The organism is Herbiconiux sp. L3-i23 (genome assembly GCF_023734115.1).
Classification (GTDB): Bacteria; Actinomycetota; Actinomycetes; order Actinomycetales; family Microbacteriaceae; genus Naasia.
In genome coordinates, this window is the sequence record NZ_AP025737.1 from 1,645,500 (window position 1) to 1,660,887 (window position 15,388).

At 71.3% G+C, this 15,388-nt stretch carries 13 protein-coding genes; 1 reads left to right on the forward strand and 12 read right to left on the reverse strand.

The window, feature by feature from the left end; all coding sequences use genetic code 11:
- Positions 1-8: 8 nt before the first annotated feature.
- The 12 genes from NGH83_RS07740 to pyrR form a co-directional block, all read right to left on the reverse strand.
- Positions 9-1,820 (reverse strand): primosomal protein N', encoded by a 1,812-nt coding sequence (locus NGH83_RS07740; protein ID WP_251855694.1) that lies wholly within the window; start codon positions 1,818-1,820, stop codon positions 9-11.
- A gap of 56 nt (positions 1,821-1,876) precedes the next feature.
- On the reverse strand, positions 1,877-3,082 hold the full coding sequence (gene metK, locus NGH83_RS07745; protein ID WP_251855695.1) for a methionine adenosyltransferase: 1,206 nt from the start codon (positions 3,080-3,082) through the stop codon (positions 1,877-1,879).
- 103 nt (positions 3,083-3,185) lie between these two features.
- Positions 3,186-4,379: a bifunctional phosphopantothenoylcysteine decarboxylase/phosphopantothenate--cysteine ligase CoaBC gene (gene coaBC / locus NGH83_RS07750; protein WP_251858482.1), complete on the reverse strand. Its 1,194-nt coding sequence runs from the start codon at positions 4,377-4,379 to the stop codon at positions 3,186-3,188.
- Between the two features lie 46 nt (positions 4,380-4,425).
- Positions 4,426-4,680, reverse strand: coding sequence for a DNA-directed RNA polymerase subunit omega (rpoZ, locus tag NGH83_RS07755; protein ID WP_371872631.1), 255 nt, complete (start codon positions 4,678-4,680; stop codon positions 4,426-4,428).
- Between the two features lie 76 nt (positions 4,681-4,756).
- A complete protein-coding gene (gene gmk, locus NGH83_RS07760; protein WP_251855696.1) occupies positions 4,757-5,653 on the reverse strand; it encodes a guanylate kinase in 897 nt (298 codons plus the stop codon).
- Positions 5,650-6,528 (reverse strand): orotidine-5'-phosphate decarboxylase, encoded by an 879-nt coding sequence (pyrF, locus tag NGH83_RS07765; RefSeq protein ID WP_251855697.1) that lies wholly within the window; start codon positions 6,526-6,528, stop codon positions 5,650-5,652. The genes gmk and pyrF overlap by 4 nt, the downstream gene beginning before the upstream one ends.
- Positions 6,525-9,854 carry a carbamoyl-phosphate synthase large subunit gene (carB, locus tag NGH83_RS07770; protein ID WP_251855698.1) on the reverse strand — a complete coding sequence of 1,110 codons (3,330 nt, stop codon included), beginning with the start codon at positions 9,852-9,854 and terminating at the stop codon, positions 6,525-6,527. The genes pyrF and carB overlap by 4 nt, the downstream gene beginning before the upstream one ends.
- Entirely contained in the window at positions 9,854-11,116 is a 1,263-nt protein-coding gene (carA, locus tag NGH83_RS07775; RefSeq protein ID WP_251855699.1) for a glutamine-hydrolyzing carbamoyl-phosphate synthase small subunit, read from the reverse strand. Before carA ends, carB begins: the two co-directional genes overlap by 1 nt.
- Positions 11,113-11,649, reverse strand: coding sequence for a hypothetical protein (locus tag NGH83_RS07780; protein ID WP_251855700.1), 537 nt, complete (start codon positions 11,647-11,649; stop codon positions 11,113-11,115). The genes carA and NGH83_RS07780 overlap by 4 nt, the downstream gene beginning before the upstream one ends.
- A complete protein-coding gene (locus NGH83_RS07785) occupies positions 11,642-12,955 on the reverse strand; it encodes a dihydroorotase (RefSeq protein WP_251855701.1) in 1,314 nt (437 codons plus the stop codon). Before NGH83_RS07785 ends, NGH83_RS07780 begins: the two co-directional genes overlap by 8 nt.
- Entirely contained in the window at positions 12,952-13,899 is a 948-nt protein-coding gene (locus tag NGH83_RS07790) for an aspartate carbamoyltransferase catalytic subunit (RefSeq protein WP_251855702.1), read from the reverse strand. Before NGH83_RS07790 ends, NGH83_RS07785 begins: the two co-directional genes overlap by 4 nt.
- A complete protein-coding gene (gene pyrR, locus NGH83_RS07795) occupies positions 13,896-14,441 on the reverse strand; it encodes a bifunctional pyr operon transcriptional regulator/uracil phosphoribosyltransferase PyrR (protein WP_251855703.1) in 546 nt (181 codons plus the stop codon). The genes NGH83_RS07790 and pyrR overlap by 4 nt, the downstream gene beginning before the upstream one ends.
- A 168-nt stretch (positions 14,442-14,609) precedes the next feature.
- On the opposite strand from pyrR, the gene deoC reads away from it, so the two are divergent.
- A complete protein-coding gene (gene deoC, locus NGH83_RS07800; RefSeq protein ID WP_251855704.1) occupies positions 14,610-15,308 on the forward strand; it encodes a deoxyribose-phosphate aldolase in 699 nt (232 codons plus the stop codon).
- Positions 15,309-15,388: the final 80 nt, after the last annotated feature.

The following is a 15,388-nucleotide window of genomic DNA, read 5'->3' on the forward strand; positions in this document are numbered from 1 at the left end:
ACGCGGCATCACAGTGCATCGACGTCGTCCATCCGGACTCTGAGTGTAGGGGCCGGGCGGTATCCGCGCTCGTCGGTCGCGGGGCGCCGACGCCCCGAGGCGGCCGCGACGACCGCGGTGCGCAGCGCGCTCGCGACGTCGTGCCCGTGTCCGTAGTCGAACCGCATCAGGGTGCGCACCGCGCCGGATCCCGGGGCGTCGAGCGGCTCGGTGCTGAGCACCGACGCGCCCACCCGCTCGGCCGCGGCGACGGCCTCCGCGACGAGACGCGACGCGCCGCTGACGGACGCCAGCCGCACGGCGGGCGGGAGGCGCAGCTGCTTGCGTTCAGCCACTTCCCGCGCCAGGAAGTCGTCCTGACGCCAGGTCGCCATCGCGATCCCGAGTTCGCCGCCGATGCCGACGAGGTGCACGGGGGCTCCGGCGGCCGCCAGCGTCGCCGCGGCGGACCACCAGCGCAGGCAGTCCTCGGCGACGCGCAGCGACTCGCGGGCGAGCATCCGGCCGCCGTCGAGGAGCAGAACGGCGTGGTAGCCGCCGTCGGCGATCGGCTCGGCGCCGCGGGTGGCGATGACGAGCAATGGCTCGGATCCGACCCGCTCGACCGGGTGGTCGCCGTCGGCGAGCAGCACCTTCACCCGAGGGAAGGCCCGGGCGAGGTCGTGCGCGGTGCCGCCGGCGTCGGCCGCCATCGCCTCACCGCGTTCCCGCGCCTCGAGCGACGCGCTGCCCGGGCGCGCGACCTGGATGAGCACCGGCCCGGTGGCGAGCGCCTCGCTCGCGGCTTTCCAGGCGGAGGGCGGGATGCGCGGCGACGTCGGGTCGTCGGGGGTCAGGACGACCCGGGGTCCGCGGGCCCGGAGAGGGGCGACCCTGGTCAGCCAGCCGAGACGCACCAGGCGTTCGACCTGGCTCGACGGCGTGTGGGAGAGGAAGACGAGCGCGGCGCCCGACTGCTCCTGCCGGATCAGGGCGGCGTCGCGGGCGTGCACGTACGGGGCGAGCGGCTCGGCGAAGAGCGCGTCCCCGTCGTTCCAGAACGCGATGAGGCCCGGGTCGTGGGCGGGCGCGTAGACGACCGACCGGTTGCCGATCACGATGCGCGGCTCGGGCACGAGGGTGTCGAGGAACGCCCGATACCGCGACGCGGGCGTCTGCTTCGCGTCGAGGCGCAGCACGAACCGTTCGTCGACCAGCGCCGCGAGGGCGATCTCGAGCTGGTCCTGGTCGCGGTAGTCGGGCACCGCGAGAAGCGCGCTGCGGCCATCGGCGAGAGCGCGGACGGCGAGTTGCGCGAGGGTGAGCGCCCAGGCACCGATGAAGCGGCCCCCGACCTCCACCACGCCGACAGGTGCGGCGACCGCGAGCCGGCTGCCACCGAGCTGATCCGCCGCGTAGCCGTCGACCGCGCGGGCCTGAGGAAGAGCGAGCGGCTCTGCCTGCTCGCGCGCGAGCCACGCCTTCTCGACTCGGACGTGTCGGCGCGGCACCGCGAGCCGGATGATGTCCGAGGCGCCGCCGGCCGCACGGTCGGCAGCGGCGCGAGTGAGGTCGAACACCTCACGGCGCAGCACCGAGATCTCGGAGACGAGCTCCTCGATCTCGCTGAGCTCACCCGGCACCTCGGACGAGACCGCCGTCTCGACGACGTACGCATCGGCGATCCGGCGCGCGACCCGCAACGGGACCCGCACTCGCACCCCCTGGACGACCCGCCCCACGAGCGCGTCGGGGATGCGATAGTCGAAGAGGTGATCGAGCTGCGGCAGCGGCGAGTCGATGATGACCCGCGCGACGCGGTGCGGTTCTGCTGCGGCCACGCTGACCCGGTGCTCGTCGTCAGTGCTCGTCGTCGATGATGGTCGTCTCGCGACCGTCAGAGGCCGGCGGCGTCGCGGAGCGCGTCGACGCGGTCGAGACGCTCCCAGGTGAAGTCGGGCAGCTCGCGGCCGAAGTGGCCGTAGGTCGAGGTCTGCGCGTAGATCGGCCGCTTCAGGTCGAGGTCGCGGATGATCGCGGCCGGCCGCAGATCGAAGACCTCCTGGATGGCCTTGATGATCGTCTCGTCGGAGACGACTCCGCTGTCGAAGGTCTCGACGTAGAGGCCGACGGGCGCGGCACGGCCGATCGCGTAGGCCACCTGCACCTCGAGCCGCGTCGCAAGGCCCGCCGCGACGGCGTTCTTCGCGACCCAGCGCAGCGCGTACGCGGCGGATCGGTCGACCTTCGAGGGGTCCTTGCCGCTGAAGGCCCCGCCGCCGTGACGGGCGGCGCCGCCGTAGGTGTCGACGATGATCTTGCGGCCGGTCAGCCCGGCGTCGCCCTTAGGGCCGCCGATCTCGAACCGCCCGGTGGGATTGATCAGCAGCCGCACCGAGTCGGAGTCGAGGGGGCTCGCCTCCAGCACCGGGCGGATCACCGCCTCGGCGACCTCGCTCTGCAGCCGCGCGGTCTCGATGTGCGGCGCGTGCTGGGTGGAGAGCACGACGGTCTCGATCGAGCGGGGCGTGTGGCCGTCGTAGCCGACGGTGACCTGGGTCTTGCCGTCGGGGCGGAGGTAGTCGAGCACGCCCTCCTTGCGCACCGCGGCGAGCCGCTCGGACAGCCGGTGGGCGAGCCAGATGGGCACGGGCATGAGCTCGCGCGTCTCGGTGGTCGCGAAGCCGAACATGATGCCCTGGTCGCCGGCCCCGAGGGTGCTGAGCGCGTCGACCTCGTCGCCCGACGCGTCGGCCTCGCGCGCCTCGAGGGCGCGGTCGACGCCGCCCGCGATGTCGGGCGACTGGGAGCCGATCGACACCGAGACGCCGCAGCTGTCGGCGTCGAAGCTCTTCTCGGACGAGTCGTAGCCGATCTCGCGGATGCGGGAGCGGACGATGCCGGGGATGTCGGCGTACCCCTCGGTCGTCACTTCGCCGGCGACGTGCACGAGGCCGGTCGTGACGAGGGTCTCGAGCGCGACGCGGCTCTCGGGGTCCTGCTCGAGCAGGGCGTCGAGGATGCTGTCGGAGATCTGGTCGCAGATCTTGTCGGGGTGACCTTCGGTCACCGACTCGGACGTGAACAGGCGCAATGCTGCCATGGGAGCTCCAGAGGTACTGCGGGATTTCTCGGCCCGACCGGAAGGGCGACGCTCTCGCGCGTCGACCGTGCCGGTCCGCTCGTTCGCCGACCCGCAGACCGGCTCAGACGAGCAGGTCGAGTATCCGGTGGGCCACCGACACCTTGTCGCCCGCGGCCTCACCCACTATAGAGCCGGCCCGGTCGAGCACGATGACCTCGTTACCGGGGGTGCCGAAACCTTCGTGCCACCCCACCCTGTTGAGGACCAGGTAGTCGACGCCCTTGCGCTCGGCCTTGGCGCGCGCGATCGCGAGGAAGCGGTCGTCGTCGGGCTCGGTCTCGGCGGCGAACCCGATGACACGCTGACCGGCGGCGCGGGTGGGCGTCAGCTCCCCGGATGTCAGCGAGCGCAGGATGTCGGGGTTCTGCACGAGCCGCACGGTCACCGCGGTGCCGAGCGACTCCTTCTTGAGCTTGCCGTCGGCGACCGCCTCGGGCCGGTAGTCGGCGACGGCGGCGGCCATCACGACCACGTCGGCGTCGGCAGCGGAGTCCGCGACGGCGGCGGCCAGCTCGGCGGCGGTCTCGACGCGGACCAGGTCGATGCCGTGCGGCGGGTCGATCTCGAGGTGCGCGGCGATGAGGGTGACCTCGGCACCGCGGTCGCGTGCCGCTTCGGCGAGGGCGACGCCCTGTCTGCCGCTCGAACGGTTGCCGATGAAGCGCACCGGGTCGAGGGGTTCGCGGGTGCCGCCCGCGGTCACGAGCACGCGGAGACCCTCGAGGTCCTTCGTGGCGACGGCGGCGAGGGCGACGCGAACGATGTCGCTCGGCTCGCTCATCCGTCCGGGACCCGAGTCGGCGCCGGTGAGCTGCCCGACCGCCGGGCCGACGGTGATGACGCCGCGCTCGCGGAGGGTGGCGATATTGGCCTGCGTCGCGGCGTTCTGCCACATCTCGGTGTGCATCGCCGGAGCGACGACGAGGGGTGCGCGGCTCGCGAGCACGGTGTTGCCGAGCAGATCGCCCGCCTGACCGCCGGCGAGCTTCGCGAGGAAGTCGGCGGTCGCCGGGGCGACCACGATGAGGTCGGCGGCCTGGCCGAGGGCGACGTGGCGCACGTCGGCGACGCCCTCGTAGAGGTCGGTGCCGAGCGGGTTGCGGCTGATCGCCTCGAGCGTCGGCGCACCGACGAAGCGCAGAGCGGCCTCGGTCGCCACCACGTGCACGTCGTGGCCGGCGAGCACCAGCTCGCGCACCACCTGGACCGCCTTGTAGGCGGCGATCCCGCCGGTGATGCCCACGACGATGTTCAGTCGGGGCGCCTCACCCGCGGCGTGAGCCGCGTTCGCCACGGAAGGCTCAGAGCGCCTTCGAGACGAGCTTGTCCTCGTTGATCTCGTGCATCGCGATCGACAGCGGCTTCTGGTCGATCGGCGCGTCGACCAGCGGGCCGACGTTGTCGAACAGGCTGCCTTCGTGCAGATCGGCGTAGTAGTCGTTGATCTGACGGGCGCGCTTCGAGGCGAAGAGCACGAGCGCGTACTTCGAGTCGACCTTCGAGAGGAGGTCGTCGATCGGCGGGTCGATGATGCCTTCGGACTTCATGCTGCTCATGTGTGCGCCTTTCGTGGCGGTTGATGTGTCGGGCCGACCGGCAGGTGCCGAAGCCGAACGGAAGCGTGAGGGCGCGCTAATCGCGCGAGACCGCCATCAATTGTACGACTTCCCGGGCCGCGGTCTCCACGTCGGAGTTGACGACATGGAAATCGAACTCGTCCTGCGCGGCCAGCTCGATCTTCGCGGTGGCCAGCCGGCGCTCCCGTTCGGCCTCGTCCTCGGTGCCGCGGCCGACGAGCCGCCGCACCAGTTCGTCCCAGGACGGGGGCAGCAGGAAGACCAGCCGCGCCTCGGGGAACGCCTGTCGCACCTGACGCGCGCCCTGCAGGTCGATCTCGAGCAGGACGCTCTTGCCCTGGTTCAGGGCCGTGACGATCGGGGTGCGGGGGGTGCCGTAGCGGTACGCGTTGTGGACCGTCGCCCACTCGAGGAACTCGTTCTCCTCGACCATCGCGTCGAAGCGCGCGTCGTCGACGAAGTAGTAGGTCACGCCCTCGATCTCGCCCGGCCGCGGCGGCCTCGTCGTCGCGCTCACCGAGAGCAGGACGTCGGGGTGGTGGGTGCGGATGTGGCCTGCGACAGTGCCCTTGCCGACGGCCGTCGGACCCGCGAGCACGACGAGACTGCCGGGGCGCAGCGGAGCGCGCCCGGCGGTGCCCTGGCGACGCAGCAGGAACTCGCGCAGCCGCACCTTCTGGTGGGCGCCGAGCCCGCCGACCCGCTTCGACGGCGAGATGGCGAGGTCCTCCATGATGCGGGCGGTGCGGGTGGGTCCGAGCCACGGGATGCTGCCGATCAGCTCGCTGACCCGCAGGGTCGCCTCGGCGGGGTGCTCGTCGCCCGCGGAGTCGACCACATCGATCGCGAGGCGCTCCCCCGAGGCGATCTGCCGCTTGACCTCGGCGCGTGCACGACGCGCGGCGACGGCGGCGCGGGATCCGGCGATCCTGTCGACTTCGGGGGGTTTCACGCGACGGCCTCCATGACCTGCTGCTTCTGCTGCCGCACCGCGGCGACGATGCCGCTCGGGCCGGCGGCGAGGATGCTGCGCGACTCGGCGACGAGGGTGTTCGGCGCGGACGGGCCGAACAGGGTCTTGATGTCTTCGACGCGGGCACCCTGATGCCCGAAGCCGGGAGCGAGGACCGGGACACCCGGCGCCTCGGCGAGGAGTTCGAGGTCGACTCCGAGGTCCGCGAAGTCGACGGTCGCCCCGAGGACGACTCCGATCGAGCCGAGCCGGTCGCCGTGGTAGGTCTCGGCGTCGTGGCGGGCGACGAGCTCGGCGATCGAGCCGGCCACCGTCGACCCCTCGGTGGACCCGCGCCGGACGGCGGAGGTCTGCAGCTCGGCGGCCTCCGGGTTCGACGTCGCCGAGAGCACGAATGCCCCCTTGCCGTGGATCCGCGCCGTCTCGAGGACGACCTCGAGCGAGCCGAAGCCGAGGTAGGGCGCGACCGTCACCGCGTCGGCCTCGAGCGGAGAGCCGGGCTGCAGCCATGCCGTCGCGTAGGCGGCGAGGGTGCTGCCGAGGTCGCCGCGCTTGGCATCGGCGAGGACGAGCAGCCCCGCCGACCGTGCGGCGGCGAAGAGGTCTTCGAGGGCCCGGTAGCCGGCGGAGCCGAACCGCTCGTAGAAGGCGACCTGCGGCTTGATGATCGCCACCTCGCCGACGCACGCGTCGAGCACCCGCATGCCGAAGTCGTGCGCGCCGATCGCGGTCGACGGCAGCGCCCACTCGTCGAGGAGGTACTCGTGCGGATCGATCCCGACGCACAGCGGCCCGTGCAGGGCGATCGCCTCGGCGAGGCGGTCCCCGAAGGCTGCGGTGACGGGATCGGTCATACGGCCGCCTCCCTCTCCGTCGATGCGCTCGCGGTTGCCCTCTGATCAGCGTATTCCTGAAGGCTCGTGACTTCGAACCCCGCGCCGGTCGCTTCGAGCGAGCCGACCGCGGCGGCGAGCTCGGCGATCGTGGTGAACAGCGGCTTGTCGGCGGCGACGGCGGCGGCACGGATCTCGTAGCCATCGGCCCGAGCGGAGCGGCCACTCGGCGTGTTGATGACGATGTCGATCTCGCCCGCGTCGATCAGGTCGACGACGTCGGTGGCGCCCGACGCGGCCTCGGTGCTGCTGTGCTTCAGCACGACCTCGGCACGGATCCCGTTGCGGCGCAGGATCTCGGCCGTGCCCTCGGTCGCGCAGATCTCGTAACCGAGCTGCTGCAGACGAAGGATCGGCAGGATGATGGCGCGCTTGTCGCGGTCGGCGACGGAGACGAACACGCGTCCGCTCTCGGGCAGACCGCCGTAGGCGGCCTCCTGGCTCTTCGCGAACGCTCGAGGGAAGTCGCGGTCGATCCCCATGACCTCGCCGGTCGAGCGCATCTCAGGCCCGAGCACCGAGTCGACGACGCGGCCCTCGGCGGTGCGGAACCGCTTGAACGGCAGCACCGCCTCCTTCACCGCGACCGGGGCGTCGACCGGGACGTTCGAACCGTCCTCGGCCGGGAGCACCCCCGTCTCGATGAGCTCGTCGATGCTCTTGCCCACCATCAGCAGCGACGCGCCCTTCGCGAGTGCGATGCCGAGCGCCTTCGACACGAACGGCACGGTGCGCGAGGCACGCGGGTTCGCCTCGAGCACGTAGAGCACGCCGGCACCGATCGCGAACTGCACGTTGAGCAGACCGCGGACGCCGATGCCCTGCGCGATCGCGAGGGTCGCCTCGCGGACCCGATCGATCTGCGCGCGACCGAGCGTCACCGGCGGCAGGGTGCAGCTGGAGTCGCCGGAGTGGATGCCGGCCTCCTCGATGTGCTCCATGATGCCGCCGACGTAGAGCCGCTCGCCGTCGTAGAGCGCGTCGACGTCGATCTCGATCGCGTCGTCGAGGAAGCGGTCGACGAGCAAGGGGAAGCCGTCGCCAACGATGCCCTGGCCTTCGATGCGACCGAAGTAGTCGACGAGCGATTCGGAGTCGTAGACGATCTCCATGCCGCGTCCGCCGAGCACGTACGAGGGGCGCACGAGCACCGGGTAACCGATTCCGGCGGCGACGTCGAGCGCGCCGGCCAGTTCGACCGCGGTCCCGTTCTTCGGCGCCAGCAGGTCGGCGCCTTCGAGGATGCCGGCGAAGAGCCCCCGCTCTTCGGCGAGGTCGATGGCCGACGGCGAGGTGCCGAGGATCGGCACGCCGGCCGCCTCGAGCCCCTTCGCGAGGCCCAGGGCGGTCTGGCCGCCGAGCTGGACGACGACACCGACGAGCTCACCCGACGCCTTCTCGGCGTCGATGACCTCGAGCACGTCCTCGAGGGTGAGCGGCTCGAAGTAGAGCCGGTCGGAGGTGTCGTAGTCGGTCGACACCGTCTCGGGGTTGCAGTTGATCATGATCGTCTCGTAGCCCGCATCCGACAGGGCGAAGGCCGCGTGCACGCACGAGTAGTCGAACTCGACGCCCTGACCGATGCGGTTCGGACCCGACCCGAGGATGACGACCTTGCGGCGGTCGCTCGCGGCGACCTCGGTCTCTTCGTCGTAGGACGAGTAGTGGTACGGCGTGAGGGCGGGGAACTCGCCCGCGCAGGTGTCGACCGTCTTGAACACCGGGCGGACGCCGGCCTCGTGTCGGATGCGCCGCGCCTCGACCTCGTCGATGCCGCGCAGCTCGGCGAGCTGCGCGTCGGAGAACCCGTGCTCCTTGGCGTAGCGGATCAGTTCCGCGTCGAGCACGGCGGCGTCGCGCACCTCGGCGGCCACCTCGTTGATCAGCACGATCTGGTCGAGGAACCAGGGGTCGATCTTCGTCGCGTCGAAGACCTGCTCGACCGTTGCACCGGCGTACAGCGCCTGCTGGACGGTGACGATGCGCCCGTCTGTCGGGATGCTCGCCTTCGCGAGCAGTTCGTCGACCGAGAGCCGACCGGCCTCGGCGTCCGCCGCCCAGGTGAAGGACGAGCCGCGCTTCTCGAGACTGCGCAGCGACTTCTGCAGCGCCGTGCTGAAATTGCGGCCGATCGCCATCGCCTCGCCGACCGACTTCATGGTGGTGGTGAGGTGCGCATCGGCGGCGGGGAACTTCTCGAACGCGAACCGGGGCACCTTGACGACGATGTAATCGAGGGTCGGCTCGAAGCTTGCGGGCGTGACCTTGGTGATGTCGTTGGGGATCTCGTCGAGGCGGTAGCCGATGGCGAGCTTCGCGGCGATCTTCGCGATCGGGAAACCGGTCGCCTTCGAGGCGAGGGCCGACGAGCGCGAGACGCGCGGGTTCATCTCGATGACGATGACCCGACCGTTCTCGGGGTCGATGGCGAACTGGATGTTGCAGCCGCCGGTGTCGACGCCGACGGCGCGGATGATGTCGATGCCGATGTCGCGCAGCCGCTGGTACTCGCGGTCGGTCAGCGTGAGCGCGGGCGCGACGGTGATGGAGTCACCGGTGTGCACGCCGACGGGGTCGACGTTCTCGATCGAGCAGACGACGACCGTGTTGTCGGCGGTGTCGCGCATGAGCTCGAGCTCGTACTCCTTCCAGCCGAGGATGCTCTCTTCGAGCAGCACCTCGGTGGTCGGACTCTGGTGCAGGCCGTCGCCGACCATGCGGCGCAGCTCGTCGGGGTCGTGGGCGAAGCCCGATCCGAGGCCGCCCATCGTGAACGAGGGGCGCACAACGAGCGGGTAGCCGAGGTCCTCGGCGAACTCGACGGCCTCGTCGACGGTGTGCGCGATGTAGGACTTCGCGACATCGGCACCCGCCTCGAGCACGAGCTCCTTGAAGATCTGCCGGTCTTCGCCCTTGCGGATGGCGTCGACCTTCGCACCGATCAGCTCGACGCCGTGCTTCTCGAGGATGCCGGCCTCGTCGAGCGCGATCGCCGCGTTCAGCGCGGTCTGGCCACCGAGGGTCGGGAGCACCGCGTCGGGCTTCTCCTTCACGATGATCGCCTCGAGCGACTGGCTCGTGATCGGCTCGATGTAGGTCGCGTCGGCGAAGCCCGGGTCGGTCATGATCGTGGCCGGGTTCGGGTTGACCAGGATGACGCGGACGCCCTCCTCGCGCAGCACGCGGCACGCCTGGGTGCCCGAGTAGTCGAACTCGGCGGCCTGCCCGATGACGATCGGGCCGGAGCCGATGACGAGGACGCTGTTGATGTCGGGACGTTTGGGCATCAGGCGTGCTCTCCTGCGATGTCGGTGGTGGTGTCGGGAAGGGTGCCGGCCTTGCGGGCGCCCTCGAGGGGGTCGGCGCCGACGTCTTCACGGGCGGGTGCCGCCTCGACGGCGATCGCGGCGTCGACGCCATCGCGCGCGGCGAGCACCATGTCGCGGAAGCGGTCGAAGAGGTACGACGAGTCGTGCGGGCCGGCGGCGGCCTCCGGGTGGTACTGCACCGAGAAGGCAGGGATGTCGAGGCAGGCGATGCCTTCGACGACTTGGTCGTTGAGGCCGATGTGGCTCACCTCGGCGCGACCGAATCCGGCCGGGGTGTCGACGGGTCCGTCGAGGGGGGCGTCGACCGCGAAGCCGTGGTTGTGGGCGGTGATCTCGACGCGTCCGGTGCGCTTGTCGAGCACCGGCTGGTTGATGCCGCGGTGACCGAAGGGCAGCTTGTAGGTGCCGAAGCCGAGCGCGCGCCCGAGCAGCTGGTTGCCGAAGCAGATGCCGAAGAACGGGGTGCCGCGGCGCAGCACCTGCTGCAGCAGCCCGACGTGGTGCTCGGAGGCTTCAGGGTCGCCGGGACCGTTCGAGTAGAAGACCGCGCTGGGCTCGAGCGCATAGAGGTCGTCGACCGAGATCGACTCGGGAACGACATGGACGTCGAAGCCCCGCTCGGCGAGGGCGTGGATGGTCGCCGCCTTGATGCCGAGGTCGAGGATCGCGACGGATCCGATGCGCTCGGTCGTGGCCGGCACGGTGTACGCCTCGTCGGTCGAGACCTCCGACGAGAGGCTGAGCCCGGTCATCTCGGGCGCCTCGCGCACCACCGCGAGCTGCTCGTCCTCCCCCAACGCCGCCTCGGTGCCCGAGAAGATCCCGGCGCGCATCGCGCCGCGGTCGCGCAGGTGACGGGTGAGCGCACGGGTGTCGATGCCGCTGATGCCGACGACGCCCTGCGCGACGAGGTCGTCGTCGAGGCTGCGGTTCGCGCGGAAGTTGGACACGACGCGAGAGGGGTCGCGCACGATGTAGCCTGCGACCCAGATGCGCTTCGACTCGGGGTCTTCGTCGTTCACCCCGGTGTTGCCGATGTGCGGCGCGGTCTGCATAACGATCTGGCCCGCATACGACGGGTCGGTCAGGGTCTCCTGGTATCCGGTCATGCCGGTCGCGAAGACGGCCTCGCCGAGGGCGCGGCCGGTGGCGCCGTAGGCGCGACCGCGGAAGCGCCGCCCGTCTTCGAGCACGAGCACGGCCGATTCACGAGTTGTCACTGTTGGTTCTTCCCTTCGGGTGAAGCGGTCTTCGACGTTACCGAACCGCCGACGATGCTCTGCACCGCGCCCACGAGGGCGGTCTTCTCGGTTCCGGTCGAGGCGCGGAGGTAGGTGTCGACGCCGGTGTCCCCGAGCGTCCAGCTGATCACGGCGAGGCCGTCGGGTTCGACGACCCGGTCGACGGCGAAAGTGCCGAGGCCCGCCGAGGCAATGGCGTCCGCGGCGAGGAACACCGGCTCGGTGCCGCGGATCGCGATGACCACGCCTTCGGGGTGCACGGCGACGTCTGCCCGACCACGGACGCCGAGGCCGGCGACGGCGATCCGGTCGAGGGGGCGCTCGGCCACGGTGGTCGCGACGTAGAACACCTCGGCCGTGAGGATCGGCGTCGACAGCGCGACGGGGACGGGAACGGCGGCGTCGAGGTGGCTCTGCCGGCGTCGTCGCGCACGCCAGCCGATCGCCATGCCGACGAAGGCCAGCACGACGAGCGCGCCGATGACGAGGAGCGGGATCGGTGAATCAGGCACCCTGCACCTCCACTTCGAGGTCGACGACGGCGCCGTCGCGGACGGTCTGCCTGCCGGAATGGAAGGTCGCGACCACCGTGCCCGGCAGCGAACGGCCGAGATAGGGAGAGTTACGACTCTTCCCCGCGAGGTCGTCGACGTCGAAGTCGTGCCGCGTCGACGGGTCGTAGAGGGTGATCTCGGCGGGGGCGCCTACCGCGATGGGCACACCGTGTCCTGCGACGTCGCCGATCCGGGCAGGGGCGACGGAGAGCACGCGTTCGACGTCCTTCCAGCCGAGCATTCCGGTTTCGACCATCGTCTCCTGCACCACGGACAGCGCCGACTCGAGCCCCACCATGCCGTTCGCGGCGTCGTTCCACTCGCAGCGCTTCGCGTCGGCGCCGTGCGGGGCGTGGTCGGTCGCGACGATGTCGATCGTGCCGTCGGCGAGTCCTGCCCGCACCGCCGCGACGTCCTCGTCGGAGCGCAGCGGCGGGTTCACCTTGTAGCGGGCGTCGTAGCCCTCGGCGAGCCGGTCGGTGAGCAGCAGGTGGTGCGGGGTGACCTCGGCCGTCACCCGGAAGCCGCGGCTCTTCGCCCAGCGGAGCACCTCGACACTGCCGGCGGTCGACACGTGGCAGACGTGCAGGCGCGCACCGGTGTGACCGGCGAGGAGCACGTCGCGCGCGATGATCGCCTCCTCCGCCACGGCGGGCCATCCCGCGAGGCCGAGCTCGGCGCTGACCGGCCCTTCGTTGAGCTGCGCGCCGATCGTGAGCCTCGGCTCCTGCGCGTGCTGGGCGAGGACGCCGTCGAAGGTCTTGATGTATTCGAGCGCACGGCGCATGAGCAGCGCGTCGGCGACGCACATGCCGTCGTCGCTGAAGACCCGGACCCGGGCGCGGGAGCGAGCCATGCCGCCGATGTCGGCGAGGTGCTCGCCCGCGAGCCCCTTGCTCACGGCGCCGATCGGACGCACGGTCACGTAACCGGCGGCCTCGCCGAGCGCCTGCACCTGTTCGACGACGCTCGCCGTGTCGGCGACAGGGCTCGTGTTGGCCATCGCGTTCACCGCGGTGAACCCGCCGGCGGCCGCCGCCCGCGACCCGGTGAGCACCGTCTCGGCGCCTTCGCCTCCCGGCTCGCGGAGGTGCGTGTGCAGGTCGACGAGGCCGGGCAGCGCCAGGAGGCCGTCGGCGTCGGTGACGCGCGCCCCGGCGGCGCTGACGGCACCGGTCTCGGCCACGACGCCGTCGCGCAGCAGCACGTCGGTGCGGGAGCCGTCGGAGAGCGTGACGCCCTTCAGCAGGTGGAGCTCGCTCATGCGGCACCTCCGGTCGCGGTGAGGTAGAGGGCGGCCATGCGGGTCGATACACCCGCGGTGACCTGTTCGAGCACGGTGGAGCGCGGCGAGTCCGCGGCGACCGAGGCGATCTCGAACCCCCGGTTCATGGGGCCGGGATGCATGACGACGCAGGCGTCGGGCAGCGCGGCGAACCGGGCGGCGGTGAGGCCCCAGAGCCCCGCGTACTCGCGTTCGCTCGGGAAGAAGGCGGCGTTCATCCGCTCGCGCTGGACGCGCAGCATCATGACGGCGTCGGGCCGCACCTCGGCGATCGCGTCGTCGAGGTCGTAGCGCACGGCGGCCGGCCAGTCGTCGATGCCGAACGGCATCAGGGTGGGCGGACCAACGAGTGTCACCTCGGCGCCGAGCGTGGTGAGCAGCCACAGGTTCGAGCGGGCGACGCGCGAATGCAGGATGTCGCCGACGATGAGCACGCGCACCCCGTCGAGGCCGCGGCCGCGGCTGGCGTCGCCGTGGATGCGCCGACGCAGGGTGAACGCGTCGAGGAGCGCCTGCGTGGGGTGCTCGTGGGTGCCGTCGCCCGCGTTCAGGACGCTGGCCTCGATCCATCCCGATCGCGCGAGCAGCGCGGGCGCGCCGGAGGCCTGGTGCCGGATGACGATGACGTCGGCGCCGATCGCCTCGAGGGTCTGCGCGGTGTCCTGCAGCGATTCGCCCTTCGACACGGACGAGCCCTTGGCGGCGAAGCTGATGACATCGGCCGAGAGCCGCTTCGCCGCCGCCTCGAAGGAGATGCGGGTGCGGGTGGAGTCCTCGAAGAACAGGTTCACGACGGTCTTGCCGCGCAGGGTGGGCAGCTTCTTGACCTCGCGCTGCCCCGTGGCCGCCATGTCCTCGGTGATGTCGAGGATGCGGACGGCGTCGTCGCGGCCGAGGTCGCGGGTCGAGAGCAGGTGCTTCACGCGGCGCTCCCTTCTCCGATGCTCACGGAGTCGGCCTCGCCGTCGGTGGAGAGGAGTCGGACGTTCACGCGCTCGCTGGCCGCCGATGGCAGGTTCTTGCCGACGAAGTCCGGACGGATCGGCAGCTCGCGGTGCCCTCGGTCGACGAGGACGGCGAGGCGCACCACCGCGGGGCGGCCGACGTCGGCGAGGGCGTCGAGGGCGGCGCGGATCGTGCGCCCGGAGTAGAGCACGTCGTCGACGAGGACGACGGTCTTGCCGTCGATGCCGGCTTCGGGGATCAGGGTCGGCGACGAGCCGCGCATGGGCTGCCGGTCGAGATCGTCACGGTACATGGTGACGTCGAGCGACCCCACCGGAACGGCGACGCCCGCGAAGTCGGTGAGCATCGCGCCGAGACGGTCGGCGAGTTCGACGCCGCGCGTCGGGATGCCGAGGAGGACGAGGTCGTCGGGGCCTTTGGCCGCCTCGAGGATCTCGTGAGCGATACGGGTCAACGCCCGCGTGATGTCGGCCTGGTGCAGCACGGTACGCGCCACCATGAACGACCTCCTTCCCCGCCTCTCGGGACGGCACTTAAAGGATGTCTGGACTTCTCGTGAAGCCTACACTTGCCAGAGCCGGTCTCGGGGCCACTCGCGCCCCGTCGGCACGGCGACCGGTGCCGTCCGCACCTCGCCCGCACCTGCTCCTGACGAAGGACCTCCTCGATGACCAACGCCCCCCATCTCACCGCCGCGCAGCTCGCCCGCTACATCGATCACACCCTCCTGAAGCCCGAGGCGACCGCGGCCGACGTCGCGGCGCTGGTCGCCGAGGGCGTGCGTCTCGGCACCTACTCGGTGTGCGTGTCGCCCAGCATGCTGCCGCTCGCCGTGCCCGAAGGCTCCGATCTGAAGGTCGCCGCGGTCACCGGCTTCCCGAGCGGCAAGCACCTCTCGCAGGTGAAGGCGAGCGAGGCCGCGCTCGCCGTCTCGGCCGGGGCCGACGAGATCGACATGGTGATCGACGTGGGCGCGGCGAAGGAGGGTCGCTTCGGCGACGTCCGCAGCGACATCGAGGCCGTGCGCGCCGCGGTGCCCGCACCGACGGTGCTGAAGGTCATCATCGAGTCGGCGGCGCTGACCGACGAGGAGATCGTCGCCGTCTGCGAGGCCGCGGTGGCCGCCGGGGCCGACTTCGTGAAGACCTCCACCGGATTCCACCCGACGGGCGGCGCCAGCGTGCACGCGGTCGAACTGATGGCGAAGACCGTCGCGGGACGCGCCAAGGTGAAGGCGTCGGGCGGCATCCGCACCCGCGAGGACGCCCTCGCGATGATCGCGGCGGGCGCCGACCGCCTCGGCGTCTCGGCATCCGCGGCCGTGCTCGGCGAAGCCCCCCAGACCTCGGGGCCCGCCGGCTACTGAACCGGGGAACGGGCGCCTCTCGTTCACTCGCCGTACACCGGCACTCAACGGTCGATGCATAGCGTCGAAGAGTCCCATCC

Excerpts from the sequence above, each read along its gene's own strand:
- metK (WP_251855695.1), bottom strand. The coding sequence starts at position 3,082 with ATGGCAGCATTGCGCCTGTTCACGTCCGAGTCGGTGACCGAAGGTCAC.
- rpoZ (WP_371872631.1), bottom strand. The coding sequence starts at position 4,680 with ATGAGCAGCATGAAGTCCGAAGGCATCATCGACCCGCCGATCGACGAC.
- pyrF (WP_251855697.1), bottom strand. The coding sequence starts at position 6,528 with ATGACCGATCCCGTCACCGCAGCCTTCGGGGACCGCCTCGCCGAGGCG.
- carB (WP_251855698.1), bottom strand. The coding sequence starts at position 9,854 with ATGCCCAAACGTCCCGACATCAACAGCGTCCTCGTCATCGGCTCCGGC.
- NGH83_RS07785 (WP_251855701.1), bottom strand. The coding sequence starts at position 12,955 with ATGAGCGAGCTCCACCTGCTGAAGGGCGTCACGCTCTCCGACGGCTCC.
- pyrR (WP_251855703.1), bottom strand. The coding sequence starts at position 14,441 with ATGGTGGCGCGTACCGTGCTGCACCAGGCCGACATCACGCGGGCGTTG.
- deoC (WP_251855704.1), top strand. The coding sequence starts at position 14,610 with ATGACCAACGCCCCCCATCTCACCGCCGCGCAGCTCGCCCGCTACATC.